We start from the raw sequence: 20,051 nt of genomic DNA, 5'->3' as shown, positions 1-20,051 counted from the left end.
GCGGCCTCCACGGGGAGGACGGACGATGAACGCGATGAGCGGAGCAGCAGTGACCAAGGACAATGCCGGCCTCGGCCTGGACCGGGGTCTGGTCGTGCTGGAGAAGGTCAACAAGCACTTCGGCGCGCTGCATGTGCTGCAGGACATCGACCTGACCATCGTCCGGGGCGAGGTCATCGTGGTGATCGGACCGTCCGGGTCCGGGAAGTCCACCTTGTGCCGTGCCATCAACCGGCTGGAGACCATCGACTCGGGCGTGATCGCCGTCGACGGCAAGCCGCTGCCCGCGGAGGGCCGTGAGCTGGCCGCGCTGCGCGCCGATGTCGGCATGGTCTTCCAGTCCTTCAACCTGTTCGCGCACAAGACCGTGCTGCAGAACGTGATGCTCGGACAGGTCAAGGTACGCAAGAAGGACAAGAAGGAAGCCGAGGAGCGGGCCCGCGCACTGCTCGAGCGGGTGGGGGTCGCCTCGCAGGCGGACAAGTATCCCGCGCAGCTCTCGGGTGGCCAGCAGCAGCGTGTGGCCATCGCGCGGGCGCTGGCCATGGACCCGAAGGTGATGCTCTTCGACGAGCCGACCTCGGCACTCGACCCCGAGATGATCAACGAGGTGCTGGAGGTGATGCAACAGCTCGCCCGGGACGGAATGACGATGGTCGTCGTCACCCACGAGATGGGATTCGCCCGTTCGGCCGCCAACCGCGTGGTGTTCATGGCGGACGGCCGGATCGTGGAGGAGACGACACCCGACGAATTCTTCACCAACCCGCGCAGCGAACGTGCCAAGGACTTCCTGTCGAAGATCCTGCACCACTGAGCCGGCCCCCGGCCGACCGGTCCCTGCTCGGCGGACCACCCCGCACCACATCTCGATCCCTAGGGATGATCACCATGAAGCTTCGTAAGGTCACCGCCGCGGCCGCTGCCGTGCTGGCGCTGTCCCTGACTGCCTCGGCCTGCGGATCGGACGGCGGCGGGGGCGACAGCGGATCCGACGACAAGAAGATCACCGTCGGTATCAAGTTCGATCAGCCCGGCCTCGGTCTGAAGACCCCGGACGGCAAGTACACCGGCTTCGACGTCGACGTGGCCAACTATGTGGCCAAGCAGCTCGGCTACAAGCCCGGTGACATCCAGTTCAAGGAAGCCAAGAGCGCCGACCGCGAGACCCTGCTCCAGCGCGGCGATGTCGACTTCATCGCCGCCACCTACTCGATCAACCCCGAGCGGGCGAAGAAGGTCGACTTCGCCGGCCCCTACTTCCTGGCACACCAGGACGTGCTGGTCCGCGCGGACGACAACTCCATCACCAAGCCGGCCGACCTGAACAACAAGAAGCTCTGCTCGGTCACCGGCTCCACCTCCGCGCAGAACGTCAAGGACAAGCTGGCCCCCAAAGCTCAGCTGCAGGAGTACGGCGGCTACTCGGAGTGCCTGACCGGCCTGGAGAACAAGGTGATCGACGCCCTGACCACCGATGACGTGATCCTCGCGGGATACGCGGCGCAGCCGGAGCACCAGGGCAAGTTCAAGCTCGGAGGCTTCAAGCTCAGCAACGAGAACTACGGGATCGGCGTCCAGAAGGGCAGCGAACTCAAGGCGAAGATCAACACGGCCCTGGAGAAGATGGTCGCGGACGGCTCCTGGGACAAGGCCGTGACGAAGAACTTCGGCCCGGCCGAGTACCAGAACGAAGCCCCGCCGAAGATCGGCGTCGTCGTCAACTGACGCACACGACACCCACGGGCGCGCCGCCGACCAGCGCGGCGCGCCTCGCCTGCCACACATGCGAAGGTGCGGGAGAGACGTGTTCGATTTTCTTCAGGGCTACAACGTGCTGGGGGCTTTCTGGGTCACGGTCCAGCTCACCATCTACTCCGCCATCGGCTCCCTGATCTGGGGCACTCTCCTGGCCGCGATGCGGGTCAGTCCCGTCCCACTGATGCGTGGCTTCGGCACCGGCTACATCAACATCGTGCGGAACATCCCGCTCACGGTGATCATCGTCTTCACCTCTCTCGGCCTGTTCCAGACCCTCGGCGTCAGCATGGGGGCGGACGATTTCGAGACCATCAACTTCCGCCTCGCCGTCCTCGGCCTCATCGCCTACACGGCCGCCTTCGTCTGCGAGGCCCTGCGGTCCGGCATCAACACGGTGCCCATCGGCCAGACGGAGGCGGCGCGTGCGATCGGGCTGAACTTCACCCAGGTGCTCCGGCTCATCATCCTGCCGCAGGCGTTCCGCTCGGTGGTGGGCCCGCTCGCGAACGTACTGATCGCCCTCACCAAGAACACCACCGTGGCCTCCGCGATCGGCGTCGCCGAAGCCGCGACGCTGATGCGGGAGATGATCGAGAACGAGGCTCAGCTGATCCTGATCTCCGCCATCTTCGCCTTCGGCTTCATCTGTCTGACTCTCCCCACCGGGCTGTTCCTCGGCTGGGTCGCCAAGAAGGTGGCGGTGAAGCGATGAGCTCGGTCCTGTACGACACTCCGGGGCCGCGGGCCAGGCGGCGCAATGTGCTCTTCACGGTCCTCTTCCTGATCGCACTCGCCGCGGTGGCCTGGTGGGTGATCGCGGCCCTCGCCGCCAAGGGACAGCTCGAATGGGTCAAGTGGGACCCGTTCTTCACCGAATCCGGTGCCTGGTCGACGTATCTGCTGCCCGGGCTGAAGAACACGCTCATCGCCGCCTTCCTGGCGATGATCATCGCGCTGCCCCTCGGGGCGCTGTTCGGTATCGCCCGGCTCTCCGACCACGGGTGGGTCCGGGGCGCGGCCGGGACCGTGGTGGAGTTCTTCCGCGCGATCCCGGTGCTCATCCTGATGCTGTTCGCGAATGCGGCGTACTCAGAGTTCACCGACGTCAGTCCCGACAACCGGCCGCTGTACGCCGTGGTGACCGGCCTCGTCCTCTACAACTCCTCGGTGCTCGCCGAGATCGTACGCGCCGGAATCCTCTCGCTGCCTCGCGGCCAGACGGACGCCGCCAAGGCGATCGGCATGCGCAAGGGCCAGACCATGCGGTTCGTGCTGCTGCCCCAGTCGGTCACCGCGATGCTGCCGGCCATCGTCAGCCAGCTCGTCGTCATCGTGAAGGACACGGCGCTCGGCGGCGCATTGCTCGGGTTCTCCGAGCTGCTCGCATCGGTCCGCCCGATGAGCGCGAACTACGGGGCCAACACCATCGCCAGCTTCACCGTCGTCGCCGTGATCTTCGTGGTGCTGAACTTCGGCCTCACCACCTTCGCCGGCCGACTGGAGGGCAGGCTGCGGCGCGGCAAGAAGTCCACCGGCGCGGTGGTGGGCGCCGGCGTGGTGGAGGAGCTCGCCACGCCCGGCGAACACATCGAGCCGGGTGCCGACGGGACCGGCTTCGGCCCGGGGGGCCGTGAGAAGTGACGAAGGCGTGCACGTGTCCGTGCGAATCGCACGGTTGAGCTGCGGCGCCCGCCGCGACCGAGAGAGTATGGACCTACCCTCGTCATCCTGATGTGAGGACGTGATCGAGACAGCGTGCCTGTGCATCGTGACGCGGAAGGAGCGACCGTGGGCAGCGCCGACGTGTTCCGTGCGCGGCTCAGCGTGAACGGCCGTGCGGATGTGCCCCTGTCGCCGCCGGGCGGCTTGCTGGACGTGCTCGGGGTCGCAGCCGTGGTGCTCGATGCGCAGGGGCGGATCGTGCTGTGGAGCCCACAGGCCGAGGAACTGCTCGGCTACACCGCGCAGGAGGCTCTGGGGCAGTACGCCGCCCAGCTGCTGGTGGCCGACGAGCATCTCGATCTGGTGCTGCAGCTGTTCGCCCAGGTCATGGAGAGCGGGGAGAGCTGGGAGGGCGTCTTCCGGGTACGGCACCGGGACGGCACACAGCGGATGCTCGAATGGCGCAACATGCGGCTCCAGGACGATCTCGGCGCCTTCTACGCCCTCGGCCTCGCCACCGACCAGGCGACCCTGCGCCAGGTGGAGCAGGATCTCGCCTTGTCCCTGCGCCTGGTCGACCAGTCCCCGATCGGGCTGGCCGTGCTGGACACGGATCTGCGCTACGTCTCGGTGAACCCCGCTCTTGAGCGGCTCGGCGGCCTGTCCGCCGAGGAGATTCTGGCCCGCAGTATGCGCGAATCGCTGCCGTTCGGGGACGCGGACGCCCTCGAGGCCGCGATGCGCCAGGTGCTCAGGACCGGCAAGCCGCTGCTGGACCGCTATGTACTGGGCCGTACCGCAGCGGATCCGGACACCGAACAGGCGTGGTCGGTGTCCCTGTACCGGCTGGAGGACCCCGGAGGCCGGGTGCTGGGCCTGGCCGTCTCGGTGGTGGATGTCACCGACCGGCACCGGGCCGCCATCGAGGCGGAGCGGGCGAGGCGCCGGCTCGCGCTGGTGGCGGACGCGTCCGTACGCATCGGTACGACCCTCGATCTGGAGCAGACCGCACGGGAACTGGCCGATGTGGCCGTGCCGGAGCTGGCCGACATCGCCGCCGTCGATGTGCTCGACCGGGTGCTGGTCGGCCCGGACGGCGGTCCGGGCCGGGCGTCCGGCGACGACGGACCCGTGCTCATCCGCGCCCTCGCTGTCGCCTCCGCCTATCCCACGGTCGCCGTCGAGGCCGCCGACCGGCCCAGCGAACTGGCCCGGTACGACGCCGACCGGCTGGTCACACAGTGCGTCAACACCGGGCGGCCGGTCATGGTGTCCGAGCTCGGGGCGCAGGATCTGACGAAGATCGCCCGCAATGTGGAGGCCGCCGGGCTGCTGCGGGAGGCGGGGGTGCACTCCTATCTGGCCGTGCCGCTGATCGCGCGCGGTGAGGTGCTGGGAGCGCTCGACCTCAAGCGCGCCCGCAATCCCGAGCCCTTCACCGAGGACGACGTCCTGCTCGCCACCGAGTTCGCCTCCCGCGCCGCCGTGTGCATCGACAACGCCCGCTGGTACCGCCAGCAGCGGGAGACGGCCCTCAAACTGCAGCGCAGCATGCTTCCCGAGATGCCCCAGCACCTTGTCGGCCTCGAGGTCGCCTCCCGCTACCAGCCGGCCAGAGCGGGCAGCGAGGTCGGCGGCGACTGGTTCGACATCATTCCCATGAACCGGGAGCGCACGGCGCTGGTGGTGGGCGATGTGATGGGCAGCGGGATCAATGCGGCCACTGTCATGGGCCGGCTGCGCACCGCGACGCAGACCCTGACCAAGCTCGCCCTGGACCCCGCGGTGGTCCTGCGGCATCTCGACGAGATCACCGCCGGTCTCGACCCGTACTTCGCCACCTGCATGTACGTCGCGTACGACCCGCACCGCGCCCAGTGCAACATCGCCAACGCCGGCCATCTGCCGCCGGTGCTGGTCCGCGCCGGCTCGGCGCCGCGGCTGCTCGACCTGCCCACGGGCACCCCTCTCGGCGTCGGCGGCGGCGTGCTGCGCAGCGTCACCGTCGGCCTCGACCCGGGTGACCTGCTCGTGCTCTACACCGACGGTTTGGTCGAGACCCGCGATCAGGACATCGACGTCCGCCTCGACACGCTGCTCGGCCTCCTCCAGGTCCCCGACGCGTCGCTGGAGGACACCTGTGACCGGCTGCTGCGAGCCCTGCGCCAGCCGGACACACCCGACGACGTCGCCCTGCTCATCGCCCGCGTGACCGGCTGACCGCGACAGGGATCAGGGCGTGGGCTGGGGCAGGGGCGCGCCCGTCTCCAGCAGCGTCTTGAGGCTGGAGAGCAGCGCGGGCCAGCCTTCGCCGACCATCTCGCGCACGGTGCTCCCCGGATCGAGGTCGTCGTGCACCACGGTCAGTTTGACCATCTCGCCGACCTGTTCGAGATCGAAGGTCACCTTCGAACGGCGCTCGACGGCCACCTTGGCGAAGACGTCGCTGCCCACACCGGCGGCCGCGGCCCACTCCGAGGTGAAGGTGTGCCAGGTGTACGAGAGCCGGCGGCCCGGTTCGGACACCAGCACGACCTGATCGGGGTCGGCGACCTTGTTGCCGCCCTCCTCCCAGACCATGGCCGAGCCCTCTTTCCAGTCCGACTCGAAAGCCACGCCCCAGTAGCGGGTGGTGAACGCAGGGTCGGTCAACGCCTGCCAGAGCTGCTCGGGTGTGGTGCGGATGTACGTCGTGTAGACGAAGGCGTTGCTGTCCATGGGGGACCGCTCCAATGCTGACTTCAGGTCCGCGAGGGCGCGCACGCGCTCGCGGTCGTACCGGCTGATCCATCGGTCCGCGATGGCGTTGATCGGCGCGGCGTTGAGATGGTGCAGCTTCTCCCGGCCGCGCCAGGCCGTGGTCACCAGGCCGGCCGCCTCCAGCAGTGCCAGATGCTTGCTGACCGACTGGCGGGTCATGTCGAGTCCGGAGCACAGCTCGCGCAGACTCTGCCCGTTGCGGGCGTTCAGGCTGTCGAGCAGCCGGCGGCGGCTGGCGTCGGCCAGCGCCTTGAACACCTCGTCCATCGCTCCCACCCGCGACATGCAGCTGTTTGGTTGCATTCAGGTTAGGCAGCCATGCGGCTGCATGTCAACGCCGGGGTGCGCACCGCCGGCGACCGCTCAGGGCACGTCGGTCATGCCTGGCATCTCGCCCTCGGTCTTCCCCAGGTCGATCACCGAGAACGACGCGCCCTGCGGGTCACTCAGCGCCGCGAACCGGCCGAAGGGGCTGTCCATCGGACCGAACCGCAGGACCCCGCCGAGCTCGGCCGCCCTCGCCACGGCCGCGTCGCAGTCCTCGACCGCGAAGTACACGTTCATGTACGGGGGCACGTCGGGCGGGAACTCCTCGGTCATGCGCATCCGGCCGAGAGCCGCCTGGTCGCCGAGGTTGTAGATGTTGAAGTCGACGTCGTCGTCCTCCAGCCGCTGCACGGTGTAGGGGAAGACGGCCGGGAAGAAGGCGTCCGACTTCTCCGGCTCCCGGGTGAAGGCCTCGGCCCAGGCGTACGCGCCGGGCTCGCCCTTCTTCTCGAAGCCTTCATGGGTGCCGGCCTGCCATACACCGAAGACCACCCCGCTCGGGTCGCGCGCGAGGGTCATCGAGCCGAACTCGCCGACCTCCATCGGCTCCATCAGCAGCTCGCCACCGTTCTCACGGATCTTCTGGGCGGTGGCGACGGCGTTCGGTGACGCCAGATACAGGCACCAGGCCGACTGCCCCTCCTGGCCGGGCATCGGCGGGACGACCGCGGCCACCGCCTTGCCGTCCACATACGCCTGGGTGTAATTGCCGTACTCCGACGACTGCTCACCGAACGTCCAGCCCAGGACGGCGCCGTAGAAGGTCTTGGCCCCCTCGGTGTCGCTGAACATCGCATCGGCCCAGCACGGCGTGCCCTCCGGTTCTGCGGCCATGACTCCGCCCCTCTCCTGCTCGATGACTGGTCCGAATGGTCCGGTTCGCCACGCTAGTCAGTCGTCCCTCCGCTCGCGCGCCGAACGCGACAGTGTCCTTGGTCGTGTCGTTGCGGCGAGCCGACGGGGATCCGCTCCTGGCGCATGAAATGTTGGCCGATACATCGAGCTGGTCCGCTCGAGGACACCCCGCGCGGCCGCAAGGCACGCGCCCGCACCATCGAGGCACCGTGAACAACCCCCACCTCGAGCAGCCCGCCGACATCGTGGCCCGGCTGCGCGCCACCTTCCGCTCCGGCCGCACCAGGCCGGTCGACTGGCGTACGACGCAGCTGCGCCGACTGCGCGAGATGCTCACCGACAACGGAACGGAACTTGCCGACGCCCTGCGTGCGGACCTGGCCAAGAGCTCCACCGAAGCGTTCCGCACCGAGATCGACGCCACGACCCGCGAGATCGACCACGTCCTCGGCCACCTCGACCAGTGGCTGAGCCACGAGCCGGTTCCCGTCCCCCCGCACCTCGGCGACGCGAAGGCCTGGACGCAGTACGACCCCCTGGGCGTCGTCCTCGTCATCGCGCCCTGGAACTATCCCGCCCTGCTGCTGCTCACGCCCATGATCGGTGCGCTGGCCGCCGGCAATGCGGTGGTCGCCAAGCCCAGCGAACTGGCTCCGGCCACCTCCGCCGTGCTCGCGCGCCTGCTGCCCGCGTACCTCGACACCGACGCCGTGGCCGTCGTCGAAGGCGGGGTCCCCGAGACCACGGCACTGCTGGCCGAGCGGTTCGACCACATCTTCTACACCGGCAACGGCACCGTCGGCCGCATCGTCATGAGCGCCGCCGTCCGGCATCTGACCCCGGTCACTCTCGAACTGGGCGGCAAGTCCCCGGTGTTCATCGACCGTGACACCGATCCGATGACGGTCGCCGCACGGCTCGTGCGCGGCAAGTTCCTCAACGCCGGCCAGACCTGCGTCGCCCCCGACTACGTCCTCACCGACGCCGAGACCGCCCGCGCCCTGGAACCCGCCCTCGTCAAGGCCATCGAAGAGCTGTACGGAACCCGCCCGGCGACCTCGCCCGAGTACGGACGGATCATCAACGAACGCCACTTCGACCGGTTGAGCGTGCTCCTCGACTCGGGCCGTCTGGTCACGGGCGGCGACCGGGACCGCGCGGCGAAGTACATCGCGCCCACCGTCCTCGCGGACGTGCGCCCCGAGGACCCGGTCATGCAGGAGGAGATCTTCGGTCCGGTGCTCCCCCTCGTGACCGTCTCCGGTCTGGACGAGGCCATCGGCTTCATCAACGACCGCGCCAAGCCCCTTGCCCTGTACGCCTTCACAGAGTCCGACACCACACGTCGGCGCCTGGCGTCCGAGACGTCGTCGGGCGGCCTCGGCTTCGGGCTGCCGCTCGTCCATATCACCGTCCCCGACCTGCCCTTCGGCGGTGTCGGCGGGAGCGGAATGGGCAACTACCACGGCCGCTGGTCCATCGAGACGTTCAGCCACCGCAAGGCCGTGTTCGACAAGCCGCTCAGCTGACCGCGACGATCTGACCGCGACGACCGGACCGGGACGACCTGGCCGAGCGGCCATCTGCGCACGGGCGACGGGCAGGCCTCGGACGGGGCCTGCCGCTGCGGTCAGCCTGCCGGGCGAGCCGGGGCCGCGGCCTGCCGGGCCACCGGTGCGACCTTGAGCCGCGCACGTCGCTGCCGGACCGGCATGCTGCGCAGCACGCGCGTCGCGACGGAGGCGTAGGCGACACCGAAGAGAAGCGCTCCGAGCAGGGAGACCACGGCGAACTGGTCCTCCAGCAGCCGGATCAGCTGCCAGTGCGTCAGATAGATGTAGAGCGACGCCGCGGCCAGGCCTCCCGCGAGTTTGTTGAGCCACCCCGTACTCGGCAGGGCCGGAACCCAGACCAGGAGCGCGAACCCGGCCGCGATCACGAGCTCCCGCCACGGCTCACCGGGGAAGAAGCCCGGCACCGTGGCCACCGCCGCCACGGTCACCAGCACGCGCCGGGACGCCGTGGCCGACTTCGCCGCGGCCCAGCCGAGGGCGAACAGCCAGAAGACGACCAACGCCGTCGGCAGCTGCTCGCGTGCGTCGACACCGAGCAGGTCGTACCGGGTGATCAGTCCGAGCGCGACCAGGGCCATGGGAAGGCCGAACGGGAAGCGCCGCTGGAGTCGGTCGACCGCGGGCACGGACAGCACGACGGTCACCACCGCGAGGATGTGGACCAGTGCCTCGATGAACCAGAAATGGGGTGTCTCACCGTCGTCCGCGCCGAGGTAACTCTCCAGCAGGAACAGCTCGGGAACGGTGTAGGCGCCGAAGAGCAGCATGGTCAGTGCGATCCAGATCACGCTCGGTACGGCCACATTGCCGACGCTGCGCACAAGATTGCGGGCCCGCTCCCGCAGCGGTGCCGCCGTGAGATGGAAGCGGGCGAAGTTGAACCCGGCCACGGCCAGCAGCAGATGAGCTCCCCCCTTCACGGTGAAGAGGTGGATGTGCGACCCCACGATCATCACGATCGCCGCGGCCCGCAGAGCGACTCCGGTCTCCAGCGTGCGCCGGCGCCGCCGCGATCCGGCGGGCCGCCCGGCCGCTTCGAGGTCGCGGACGGGGCGGACGTGCCAGTCGGCGGGCAAGTGGCCGAGGGCCTGCTCGAGGCGTACCGACATCTCGACATAGCTGAGCGAGTCACCGCCGAGGCCCACGAAGGTGCTGTCCTCGGTGACATCGCTGCGGTCGAGTATCTCCGCGTAGAGCGCGCACAGATCGGTGCGGCCCGTGTCCGCGGCGCGCGCCCCCGCGGGCCGCCCGGATGCGGCCGGGGCCTCGTCGCCCGCGGCGGCGCGGGTGAGCTCGCGTACCGCGCGGTGGTCCGGCTTGCCGCTGGCGAGGCGGGGCATTTCGGCGAGTTCGCAGACCCGCACGGCTCGTGGGGGCAGACGGCAGGAGGCGGCGACCAGCCGCCGGATGCGCGGGGCGTCGGCCTCCTCGCCCACGGCGGCGACGACCAGCTCGTCGTCGTGGCCCAGGCAGCATGCGATGACGCCGTGCCGCTCGAGCATCAGCTCCACCTGCTGCGGGTCTATCCGCAGGCCCAGGATCTTCGCGAACCGGCTGTGCCGGCCGATGACTTCGTACAGACCGTCGGCACCGCGGCGGGCGATGTCCCCGGTGTGCAGTTCCTCGACCGTACGCCCGAGGGCCAGGTCCTCGGGGCCGTCCGCGTACCCGAGCATCACATTCGGCCCCGAATAGACGAGTTCACCGGTGCCGGGGTCCGGCCAGCCGGGGTGCGGCTCCAGCCGGAAGGAACCGCCGGGCACCGGGAGGCCGATTGCCTGCGGGCGGGACTCGGCCAGCGCGGGCGGCAGATACGCCATCCGGGCGGTCGCCTCGGTCTGGCCGTACATGACGAACAGATCCCAGCCGTCACGGCGGCCGAGTTCGGCGAAGCGGGTGACCCGCTCCGGGGCAAGGCGGCCGCCTGCCTGCGTGATGTACCGCAGATCCGGCAGTCGCATGGTGGCGAACCCGACCCGGTCGAGCAGATCGAAGGTGTACGGGACACCGGCGAACGTCGTACCCCGGCTACGCCGGAAGAGGTCCCAGAAGCAGCTGTCGGCGACCGAGAGGCCCGTGAGGATCAGCGCCGCACCGCGCAGCAGATGGCTGTTGACGACGGACAGCCCGTAGCAGTAGTGCAGCGGCAGGGTGGTCGCGGCGCGGTCGTCCTCCCGGATGTCCAGGTAGCGGGCGATGGACTCGGCGTTGGACTGGAGGTTGTCGTGCGAGAGCCGGACCAGTTTGGGTGAGCCGGTGGACCCGGACGTGCTGAGCAGCAGGGCCAGATCGGGGTGGAGCGTGTGCGCGCTGATCGCGCGGCGCTCGTCCAGTTCCCAGGCCCCGCCCTCGGCCGGACCGGCCACGACATCGGGGTCGTAGGCGTCGACGAGGGACAGCACAGAAGCCGGGCTGCCGCCCGGGACGAGCAGTACGGGGTGGCCTGCGGACAGTGCGGCGAGGTAGACGACGAGCGCGCCGATGTCGTTGCCACCGACCACGAGTACCAGCCGGCGCTCGGACCCGAGTGCCTCGGCGGTGGTCTCGACCCGGGCGGCCAGTTCGGCGTATGTGATGCGCGTGTCGGCGGTGACGACGGCGGTGCGGTCGCCGAAGGCCGCCAGGTCGGCGGCGAACGGGACGGTGCGGATGCCCGGGTGCGGGTCGGAAAGGCGAATCACGACCCGCATCGTAGGTAAGCCTCACCTTATTGGAAAGTCACGGTTTGGGTTCGGAAATCCCGACCTTCGCCCTCATGGGGCAACCGGGCGCCGTGGCCGAGCCGTTATACCTGACCCTCTTGACGCTTAGGTAAGCTTTACCTTATTCATACCTTGTTCACAGGTTCTACGCGGCATCGATTTCGCCGCTCGCCGACGACGACGCGACGTGCGATGCGACGACGGTGGGCGCACGGTAAGGAAGGCTTCACCATGCGACGGCCCCTGGCCCGCAGTCTCACCGCGCTCGTCGCGGCCGCCCTGCTCCTCCCCGCCGTCGCGGCCTGCGACACCGAGCCGGCCGGACTCGTCATCTACTCGGGCCGCAACGAGGGACTCGTCGGACCGCTCATCGAAAAGCTCGAGGACAAGCTCGGGACCAACGTCGACGTGCGCTACGGCGACAGCGCCGAACTCGCCGCGCAGATCCTCGAAGAGGGCGACAAGACCGAGGCCGGACTGTTCCTGTCCCAGGACGCCGGCGCCCTCGGCGCGCTGTCGAAGGAGAGCCGTCTCGTCGCGCTGCCCCAGGCGGTGCTCGACAAGGTCGCCCCGGCCCACCGCGGCAGCGGCGGGGACTGGGTCGGCGTCAGCGGCCGCGTCCGCGTGCTCGCCTACAACCCCGACAAGGTCGCCAAGGCTCCCGACACCGTGCACGACCTGGTCAAGCCGGAGTGGAAGGGCAAAATCGCATACGCCCCCACCAACGCCTCTTTCCAGGCGTTCGTCACCGGTATGCGCGTCCTCGAGGGTGACGACGCCACCCGCACCTGGCTCAAGGGCCTCAAGGCCAACGCCAAGGCGTACGAGAGCAACCTCGACGTCCTGAAGTCCGTCGACGAGGGCGAGACCTCGGTCGGTCTGCTCAACCACTACTACTGGTTCGAGAAGGTCGCCGAGGAGGGCGAGGACAAGGTCAAGGCGAAGATCCACTTCCTGCCGGGCGGCGACCCGGGCGCCCTCGTCAACGTGGCCGGGGTGGGCAAGCTCAAGGGCAGCAGCAAGAGCGAGAGCGCCTACGCCCAGAAGGCGGTCGACTTCCTGCTGTCCGCCGAGGCGCAGAAGTACTTCAACGACGAGACCAAGGAGTACCCGCTGGCCGCCGGGGTGAAGTCCACGGTCGAAGGCCTGCCGCCGCTGGAGTCCCTCCAGGCACCCAAGATCGACCTCGGCAAGCTGGACTCCCTGAAGCAGACCCTGGCCATGCTCCAGGACGTCGGAATGGTCTGACGTGACCTCACCGGAACCCGGCGTCCGGAAACATCCCGCCGCACGCCCGGCAGGCGCCTCTGCGCCCGCCGGGCGCCGGCGCGGTGTCCTGGGGGGACGCGGCACCGGCCCGGGAACCACCGACGGCCCTCGCACCGACTCCGGCCCGGGTACGGGAGCTTCGCGCCCTGCCCGGCGTGCCCGGCCCTCATGGGTCCTGCTCGTCCCGGCCTGCATCGCGGCCTGCCTCGCCGTGCTGCCGCTCGTCTACCTGTGCGTACGCGCACTGGAGCGAGGCCCCGGGTACGCCTGGAGCGCCGTCGCGGACGACCGCACCGCACTGCTGCTCGGCCGCAGCCTCGCCCTCACCGCGACGGTGGTGACCGCCTGTCTCGTCCTCGGCGTGTCCCTCGCCTGGCTCACCGTCCGCACCGCGCTGCCCGCCGCCCGCATGTGGTCCGTGCTCGTCACCCTGCCGCTGGCGGTGCCCAGTTATGTCGCCGCGTTCACCTGGCTGTCCGTCGATCCCCGGCTCGCCGGCTTCACCGGCTCCGCCCTGGCGCTGACCCTGGTCAGCTTCCCGTACGTCCTGCTGCCCGTGGCCGCCGCGCTGCGCGGCACCGACCCGGCACAGGAGGAGGTGTCACGGGCGCTCGGGCTCGGCCCCGTGCGCACCTTCGTACGCGTCACACTCCCGCAGCTGCGCCCCGCCGCGGCGGGCGGGGGACTGCTCGTCGCGCTGTACGTCCTGTCCGACTTCGGTGCCGTCTCGCTGATGCGGTACGACACCTTCACCCGCGGCATCTACACCTCGTACCGCGCCAGCTTCGACCGCACCCCGGCGGCCGCGCTCAGCGCGGTCCTGGTGCTGATGACGATCGCGCTCGTCGCCGCCGAGACCCGCACCCGTGGCCGGGCCGGACACGCGAGGACCGGATCCGGCACGGCACGGCCCGCACCCCCCGCCCCTCTGGGCAGGCTCCGCCTGCCCGCACTCGCGTGGTGCGGGGCGGTCACCGCGGCCGCGGTCCTCTGCCCGCTCGCCACACTCGGCTACTGGCTCGCCGTGGGCAACTCAGGCACCTGGGACGCCGCCGGACTCACCGACACCGCCCTCACCACCCTCGGTGTGGCCGCGGCCGGTGCCGCGCTCACCAGCCTGCTCGCCCTGCCCGTCGGCGTCATCGCGGCACGGCACCGGGGGCGTGGCGCCCAACTGCTGGAACAGGCCGCATACGCGGGCCACGCCCTGCCCGGTATCACGGTGGCGCTCGCGCTGGTCTTCCTGGCCGTGCGCTACGTCAACCCGATCTACCAGGAAACCCCGCTGCTGATCTGCGCGTACGCGGTCCTGTTCCTGCCGGTCGCGGTGGCCGCGACCCGGGCGGCCGTTCTCCAGGCGCCCCCCGTGCTCGAGGACGTCGCCCGTTCGCTCGGACGCTCACCGCTGCGTGTCCTGCGCGAGGTCACCGTGCCACTGGCCGCGCCCGGCGTCGCTGCGGGCGCGGCGCTGACGTTCGTGGTCTGCATGAAGGAGCTACCCGCCACGCTCCTGCTGCGGCCCACCGGCCTGGACACGCTCGCCACCCGGCTGTGGACGGAGACCGGCACCGCCTCGTACGCCGCCGCGGCGCCCTACGCGGCACTGCTCATCCTGCTCGCAGCCATCCCCTCCTACCTGCTCGGACGCACCAAATGAGCCGACCGCAGCACCTGATCCGACACGAGAGGCACCGCTCATGACCGACCTGCGGATCGAGTCAGTGTCCAAGGCGTACGGCCCCGGTGCGCGAGTCCTCGACGGTCTCGACCTCACCGTGCCCGGCGGTGCGCTGGCCGCCGTCCTCGGACCCTCCGGCTGCGGCAAGACCACTCTGCTGCGGATCATCGCCGGATTCCTGCGCGCCGACTCGGGCACCGTCACGCTCGGCGGACGCACCCTCTCCGGCCCGGGCGTGGATCTGCCGCCCGAGCGCCGCAAGGTCGGCATCGTTCCCCAGGAAGGTGCTCTGTTCCCCCATCTGTCGGTGGCGCGCAACGTGGCGTTCGGCCTGAGCGGTGTCGAACGCGGTGAACGGCAGGGCCGGACCGAGGAGATGCTGGAACTGGTCGGACTCGCCGGGTACGGGGACCGTATGCCGCACGAGCTGTCCGGCGGGCAGCAGCAGCGCATCGCGCTCGCCCGGGCGCTGGCGCCCCGGCCCGGGCTCGTGCTGCTCGACGAGCCCTTCAACGCCCTGGACAGCGCGCTGCGTTCGGGGGTGCGGGCCGATGTACGGGCAGCGCTGCGCGCCACCGGCGCAACGGCGCTGCTGGTCACCCACGACCAGCAGGAGGCACTGTCCACGGCGGACCTCGTCGCCGTCGTACGCGGCGGTGCGATCGCCCAGGTCGGCAGCCCCGAGGAGGTCTACCAGCGCCCCGCCGACCCCTGGGTGGCGGGCTTCGTGGGCGACGCGGTGCTGCTGCCCGGCACGGGCGACAACGGCACGGCGGCCACCGCCCTGGGGCCCGTACCGCTGGCGGCCGCCCCGGGGTCGACGCGTGAAGGCACCGTGCTGCTGCGTCCGGAGCAGTTGGAGCTCACGACGACGGACGCCCCAGCAGCGCAGGGCACCGTGGTCAACGTGTCCTTCTACGGGCACGACGCCATGGTCACCGTGGACGTCGACGGGCTGGACAGCCCCGTGGACATCCGCGTCGCCGGGCCTGTTGCGGTGCGTGCGGGAGAGCGGACCGGCATCCGTGTCACCGGCGAGGCGACGCTGCATCCCTGATCCCGGGCGGGCGTGGCAGTGCCTCATGCACGCTCTGCGGCCGAGGACGCCAAAGGCCCTGTCCCCAAAGCGAGTTGCATCGGGCAGAATCGCGGGCGGGTACAGCGATCGCAGCGAGGGCCGGTGGGCGCGCAGCGGGCGACGCAACCGCCGACGACAACGGGGAGAGCCATGACCACCACCCGCACACCGATTCCGGGCCCGGCAGGACTGCCGCTGCTCGGTTCGATGTTCGACCTCAAGCGCGACTCGCTCGGTACGTTCCTGAACGCGCAGCGCGAGCACGGCGATGTCGTACGCATCACGGCCGGACCGCCCGGGCTGCGGGCCGAGCTCTACGCGGTCTTCTCCGCCGAGGGCGCGCAGCAGATCCTCGCCACCGAGGCCGCCAACTTCCGTAAGGACAACGCCTTCTACGAGGAGGTACGCGAGTCGTTCGGGAACGGTCTGCTCACCAGCCAGGACGAGGACTACCTGCGGCAACGGCGTCTGGTGCAGCCGCTGTTCACCCGTCGCCGGGTCGACGGCTACGCGGAGGCGATCACCTCCGAGACCGCGACGACGACCGCAGCATGGCGCGCGGCGCCGGACTCCACCGTGGACGTCGTCTCCGAGATGACCGGGCTCACTCTGCGGGCGGTGGCCCGCATCCTGTTCGGTACGGATGTCGACTCGGCCGTCGACGTGGTGGAACGCTGCTTCCCCGTCATCGGCGAATACGCTCTGCAGCGCGGCTACTCGCCCGCAAACCTTCCTCGCAGCTGGCCGACTCCCGCCAACCGCAAGGCGGCTGCCGCGACCGAGGAGCTGTATGCGGTGTGCGACGACATCGTTGCGAAACGGCGGGCCGCCGGGGACTCCGCCACCGGCGACGACCTGCTGACGCTTCTCGCCCAGGCCGGGAGTGAACAGGACGGAAGCTTCGACGCGTCCGAGATCCGCGAGCAGGTCTTGATCTTCCTCCTTGCCGGCCATGAGACCACCGCCACCTCGCTCGCCTTCGCCCTGCATCTGCTCGCCCGCCATCCCGAGCACCAGCAGCAGGCCAGGGCCGAGGCCGTACGCGTGCTTGCCGGACGCACGCCCGAAGCCGCCGACCTCGACGCACTGCCGTATCTGACCAAGGTCCTCAAGGAGGCCATGCGGCTCTATCCGGCCGGGCCGGTCATCGGCCGCCGCGCCGTCGCCGCCACCGACATCGGGGAGTACACCATCCCGGCCGGCGCGGACGTGGTCGTGGCGCCCTGGGTGACCCACCGTCATCCGCGGTACTGGGACGACCCGGAGCGCTTCGACCCCGAGCGCTTCACGCCCGACAGGGAGAAGGCCCGGCCCCGCTACGCCTGGTTCCCGTTCGGCGGAGGACCGCGGGCCTGCATCGGCCAGCACTTCTCGATGCTGGAGTCCGTTCTCGCCCTCGCGATGATTCTCCAGGAGTACGAACTGAGCGCCGTCGACGTCGAGGTGCCGGTCGGCGCGGGCATCACGCTGCGCGCGGAGGGCCCCGCCCGGTGCACGGTCCGCCCCCTGGACCGGTAGGCGACCGATGACCGGTGCCGCGCCGGCGGGCGCAGCACCGGTTCAGCGTCCGGTCAGCGGTCCTGCGACAGCGCGTACAGCTCGCCGAGCAAACTGCCCTCGCTGCCCACCAGTTCGTCGTACGTGCCCTGTTCACGGATCCGGCCCCGGTCGAGGACGACGATCCGGTCGCTACGGTCGTGGCGGACCACCGCAACAGATGGTGAGTCATCCGTCTCCCGAAGGCGCGGTGGACGACAGGCCGACTGCGCGGCGCACCGCCGTGTCGACGATCGGACCGCTTCCGCGCGGTGCCCCTGAAGCCGTTATCAGCCCGTGCAGGCGGTCAGCCGCGGCGCGTCCGAACGCCGGGTCGTTGATGTGCGTGTCCAGCTCCACCACCTCCACGGCGCTGCTCCGTAGCCCGGCCCGCACCGAGGCGACCAGCGCCTCGTCGGCCTGCCGGTCGTGAAACGGCCCGTCCGGCGCGCCCAGTGTCGACAGCCCCCGCAACGGCACGCACACCTCCACCGGTCCCGCCGCCGCCCGCAGTTTCGCGGCGATCCGCCGGCCGAGTTCGGCACACTCCTCGACTGTTGTACGGACAACGGTGATGGACGGGTTGTGCACCTGCACCCGCCGGTTGCGCAGGCTTGCCGGGAGCGTGTCGGGCGGGCCGAACTTCACCATGTCCAGCGCTCCCAGACTCACCACTTGCGGCACACCCCGCCGCCCCGCCGCGGTCAGCCGGCCGGGCCCCGCGGTCAGGATCCCGCCCGCCCAGGTCGTCCGCGAGCTCGCTCAGGGTCAGGTCCAGGACTCCGGCGAACAGTCCCTGCCCGGCCAGGGTCTCCAGCGTGCGTCCGCCCGCACCGCTGGCGTGGAACACCAGTACCTCGTAGCCGAGGCCGGTCAACCGCTCGCGTGCCGCGTCGACGCCGGGCGTGGTCACTCCGGCCATGCTCGCCGCCACCAGCGGCCGCGCGCCCGCGCCCAGTTCCGCCGGCCGCAGCCCGCGACGGGCGGCGGCGAATCCCTTCGCCATGCCCGCGGCTGCATCGGCGGCGTTCGCAAGGACCGCGGCCAGGACGCTGTTGATGCCGGCGATGTCGACGACGCTGTACATCATGGTGATGTCCGACGACCCGACGTACGGCGACACATCGCCCGCAGCCATCGAGGACACCATCACCTTCGGCACCCCGAGCGGCAGTGAGCGCATCGCCCGGGTAGCGATGGACGTACCTCCGCTGCCCCCTATGGCCAGCACGGCGTGCAGCCGGTCCTCGGCATGCAGGCGCCGTACCGTCTCGGCGGCGGCGCCCGCCATCGCCGTCACCGCTGCCCCGCGGTCCCCTTCGGCTCTCAGCCGCTCCAGCTCGAGCCCGGCCGACCGGGCCACCTCGGCCCGCGGGATGTCGGCGCGCACACGTGGCTCACCGATCACTCCGGCGTCGACGACCACCACGTCCACACCGTTGTCCAGCAGCCGCTCCTTCAGCCACCCGTACTCCGCGCCCTTGGTGTCCAAGGTCCCCACCAGCACAACGATCGCCATGCCCCGTAATGTCCGGGGAATTCGTGCGGCGCACAAGAGCGCCGGTCGGGCCCGCGGCCCGGAGCGGGCGATGGGTGCTGCCGCCGCGTGGACGGTGAAGTCGAGGCGTCACATGTCCTGGCGCAGAGCACCGCGCAGATCGGCGCGCCGACCGCGTGGGCAGCCGGGCTCGACGGCAAGGACGTCAAGGTCGCGGTGCTCGACACCGGCGTCGATCTGAACCACCCGGACATGGACGACCGGGTCGCGGAGACGGTCAGCTTCGTGCCCGGCGAAACCGTCGCCGACGCTCATGGCCACGGCACCCACACCGCCTCCACAGTGGGCGGCAGCGGCGCCTCGGACGGGGCGGAGAAGGGCGTCGCGCCCGGCGCCGAACTGCTGGCGGGCAAGGTCCTCTCCGACCAGGGCCACGGGGAGGACTCCTGGGTCATTGCCGGAATGGGCGCCCGCCGAGGGTGGGCGTGACCTCGACGGCGTACACGAGGGACACACAGGCAGGGCCTGCCACCGGCCGCGGGGTGTTGCGGCGCACCGCGGGGGAATGGATCGACCCGGCGGCGCGCTGAGGAACCCGTACAAGATCCGCGAGAGATGCGATGCTCGTCAGCACGTACTCGAGCGCCTTCGCTCAAGGAGGTCCGACCCCATGTCAGAGATCAGCGGCTGGGTGAATCCGCTGCGGGACCCGCAGGACCGACGGCTGCCCCGGATCGCAGGCCCCTCGGGGCTGGTGATCTTCGGTGTCACCGGGGATCTGTCGCGCAAGAAGCTGATGCCGGCCGTCTACGACCTGGCCGGCCGGGGGCTGCTGCCCCCGGGCTTCTCCCTCGTAGGGTTCGCGCGCCGCGACTGGGCGGACGAGGACTTCGCCCAAGTGGTCCACGACGCCGTCCGGGAGCACGCGCGTACGCCGTTCCGCGAGGAGGTCTGGCAGCAGCTGGCGAAGGGGATGCGCTTCATCCCCGGCGACTTCGCGGACGACGTGGCCTTCGACAGGCTCAAGTCCACCGTCGAGGACCTCGACAAGGCACAGGGCACCGGCGGGAACTTCGCGTTCTATCTTTCGGTGCCGCCGAAGTTCTTCCCCACGGTTGTCCAGCAGCTCAAGAAACACGGACTGTCACGGGCGCCGGAGGGCTCCTGGCGCCGGGCGGTCATCGAGAAGCCGTTCGGGCACGACCTGGCATCCGCCGTGGAGCTCAACCAGGTGGTGCACGAGGTCTTCGCGCCCGACGAGGTCTTCCGTATCGACCACTACCTCGGCAAGGAGACCGTCCAGAACATCCTGGCGCTGCGGTTCGCGAACACCCTGTTCGAGCCGATCTGG

Annotated in this window: 14 protein-coding genes and 3 pseudogenes; 12 read left to right on the top strand and 5 right to left on the bottom strand. The window is 70.2% G+C overall.

Going from position 1 to position 20,051, the window contains the following annotated elements:
- The first annotated feature begins 34 nt into the window (after positions 1-34).
- From ABZ208_RS22920 to ABZ208_RS22900, 5 genes are all read left to right on the top strand, one after another.
- On the top strand, positions 35-817 hold the full coding sequence (locus ABZ208_RS22920) for an amino acid ABC transporter ATP-binding protein (RefSeq protein WP_356911311.1): 783 nt from the start codon (positions 35-37) through the stop codon (positions 815-817).
- 74 nt (positions 818-891) lie between these two features.
- On the top strand, positions 892-1,728 hold the full coding sequence (locus ABZ208_RS22915) for a glutamate ABC transporter substrate-binding protein (RefSeq protein ID WP_356911310.1): 837 nt from the start codon (positions 892-894) through the stop codon (positions 1,726-1,728).
- Positions 1,729-1,807: 79 nt separating this feature from the next.
- Positions 1,808-2,473, top strand: coding sequence for an amino acid ABC transporter permease (locus tag ABZ208_RS22910; RefSeq protein ID WP_356911309.1), 666 nt, complete (start codon positions 1,808-1,810; stop codon positions 2,471-2,473).
- On the top strand, positions 2,470-3,402 hold the full coding sequence (locus ABZ208_RS22905; RefSeq protein WP_356911308.1) for an amino acid ABC transporter permease: 933 nt from the start codon (positions 2,470-2,472) through the stop codon (positions 3,400-3,402). The genes ABZ208_RS22910 and ABZ208_RS22905 overlap by 4 nt, the downstream gene beginning before the upstream one ends.
- A gap of 162 nt (positions 3,403-3,564) precedes the next feature.
- A complete protein-coding gene (locus ABZ208_RS22900) occupies positions 3,565-5,643 on the top strand; it encodes a SpoIIE family protein phosphatase (protein WP_356911386.1) in 2,079 nt (692 codons plus the stop codon).
- Positions 5,644-5,655: 12 nt separating this feature from the next.
- On the opposite strand, the gene ABZ208_RS22895 is transcribed toward ABZ208_RS22900, so the two are convergent.
- Positions 5,656-6,450 carry a metalloregulator ArsR/SmtB family transcription factor gene (locus ABZ208_RS22895; protein WP_356911307.1) on the bottom strand — a complete coding sequence of 265 codons (795 nt, stop codon included), beginning with the start codon at positions 6,448-6,450 and terminating at the stop codon, positions 5,656-5,658.
- A gap of 96 nt (positions 6,451-6,546) precedes the next feature.
- Complete coding sequence (locus ABZ208_RS22890; protein WP_356911306.1) at positions 6,547-7,344, bottom strand: VOC family protein; 798 nt, start codon at positions 7,342-7,344, stop codon at positions 6,547-6,549.
- Between the two features lie 230 nt (positions 7,345-7,574).
- On the opposite strand from ABZ208_RS22890, the gene ABZ208_RS22885 reads away from it, so the two are divergent.
- Positions 7,575-8,894, top strand: coding sequence for an aldehyde dehydrogenase family protein (locus ABZ208_RS22885; RefSeq protein ID WP_356911305.1), 1,320 nt, complete (start codon positions 7,575-7,577; stop codon positions 8,892-8,894).
- 101 nt (positions 8,895-8,995) lie between these two features.
- On the opposite strand, the gene ABZ208_RS22880 is transcribed toward ABZ208_RS22885, so the two are convergent.
- Positions 8,996-11,620 carry an AMP-binding protein gene (locus ABZ208_RS22880; RefSeq protein ID WP_356911304.1) on the bottom strand — a complete coding sequence of 875 codons (2,625 nt, stop codon included), beginning with the start codon at positions 11,618-11,620 and terminating at the stop codon, positions 8,996-8,998.
- A 252-nt stretch (positions 11,621-11,872) separates the two neighbouring features.
- Between ABZ208_RS22880 and ABZ208_RS22875 the strand changes: the two genes are divergently transcribed.
- The 4 genes from ABZ208_RS22875 (at position 11,873) to ABZ208_RS22860 (ending at position 17,184) form a co-directional block, all read left to right on the top strand.
- A complete protein-coding gene (locus ABZ208_RS22875) occupies positions 11,873-12,889 on the top strand; it encodes an iron ABC transporter substrate-binding protein (RefSeq protein WP_356911303.1) in 1,017 nt (338 codons plus the stop codon).
- A gap of 1 nt (position 12,890) precedes the next feature.
- Positions 12,891-14,567 carry an iron ABC transporter permease gene (locus tag ABZ208_RS22870; protein ID WP_356911302.1) on the top strand — a complete coding sequence of 559 codons (1,677 nt, stop codon included), beginning with the start codon at positions 12,891-12,893 and terminating at the stop codon, positions 14,565-14,567.
- Positions 14,568-14,607: 40 nt separating this feature from the next.
- The gene (locus ABZ208_RS22865) at positions 14,608-15,645 is read left to right on the top strand and encodes an ABC transporter ATP-binding protein (RefSeq protein WP_356911301.1); all 1,038 of its coding nucleotides are present in this window, start codon (positions 14,608-14,610) and stop codon (positions 15,643-15,645) included.
- Between the two features lie 171 nt (positions 15,646-15,816).
- Positions 15,817-17,184 carry a cytochrome P450 gene (locus tag ABZ208_RS22860; RefSeq protein ID WP_356911300.1) on the top strand — a complete coding sequence of 456 codons (1,368 nt, stop codon included), beginning with the start codon at positions 15,817-15,819 and terminating at the stop codon, positions 17,182-17,184.
- 53 nt (positions 17,185-17,237) lie between these two features.
- On the opposite strand, the gene ABZ208_RS22855 is transcribed toward ABZ208_RS22860, so the two are convergent.
- Positions 17,238-17,375: a hypothetical protein gene (locus ABZ208_RS22855; RefSeq protein WP_356911299.1), complete on the bottom strand. Its 138-nt coding sequence runs from the start codon at positions 17,373-17,375 to the stop codon at positions 17,238-17,240.
- 16 nt (positions 17,376-17,391) lie between these two features.
- Positions 17,392-18,721, bottom strand: a pseudogene (locus tag ABZ208_RS22850) (Tm-1-like ATP-binding domain-containing protein).
- An 87-nt stretch (positions 18,722-18,808) separates the two neighbouring features.
- Between ABZ208_RS22850 and ABZ208_RS22845 the strand changes: the two are divergent.
- A pseudogene (locus ABZ208_RS22845) lies at positions 18,809-19,165 on the top strand (S8 family serine peptidase); the annotation flags it as partial.
- 205 nt (positions 19,166-19,370) lie between these two features.
- A pseudogene (locus ABZ208_RS22840) lies at positions 19,371-20,051 on the top strand (glucose-6-phosphate dehydrogenase); the annotation flags it as partial.

It is taken from the genome of Streptomyces sp. NPDC006208 (assembly GCF_040613775.1).
GTDB lineage: Bacteria > Actinomycetota > Actinomycetes > Streptomycetales > Streptomycetaceae > Streptomyces.
The sequence above is the reverse complement of the archived record's forward strand: the minus strand, read 5'-3'. Positions and strand labels throughout refer to the sequence as shown.

What these genes read in the sequence shown, in the direction of transcription:
- ABZ208_RS22920 (WP_356911311.1), top strand. Translation starts at nt 35, where the DNA reads ATGAGCGGAGCAGCAGTGACCAAGGACAATGCCGGCCTCGGCCTGGAC.
- ABZ208_RS22915 (WP_356911310.1), top strand. Translation starts at nt 892, where the DNA reads ATGAAGCTTCGTAAGGTCACCGCCGCGGCCGCTGCCGTGCTGGCGCTG.
- ABZ208_RS22905 (WP_356911308.1), top strand. Translation starts at nt 2,470, where the DNA reads ATGAGCTCGGTCCTGTACGACACTCCGGGGCCGCGGGCCAGGCGGCGC.
- ABZ208_RS22895 (WP_356911307.1), bottom strand. Translation starts at nt 6,450, where the DNA reads ATGGACGAGGTGTTCAAGGCGCTGGCCGACGCCAGCCGCCGCCGGCTG.
- ABZ208_RS22890 (WP_356911306.1), bottom strand. Translation starts at nt 7,344, where the DNA reads ATGGCCGCAGAACCGGAGGGCACGCCGTGCTGGGCCGATGCGATGTTC.
- ABZ208_RS22875 (WP_356911303.1), top strand. Translation starts at nt 11,873, where the DNA reads ATGCGACGGCCCCTGGCCCGCAGTCTCACCGCGCTCGTCGCGGCCGCC.
- ABZ208_RS22865 (WP_356911301.1), top strand. Translation starts at nt 14,608, where the DNA reads ATGACCGACCTGCGGATCGAGTCAGTGTCCAAGGCGTACGGCCCCGGT.
- ABZ208_RS22860 (WP_356911300.1), top strand. Translation starts at nt 15,817, where the DNA reads ATGACCACCACCCGCACACCGATTCCGGGCCCGGCAGGACTGCCGCTG.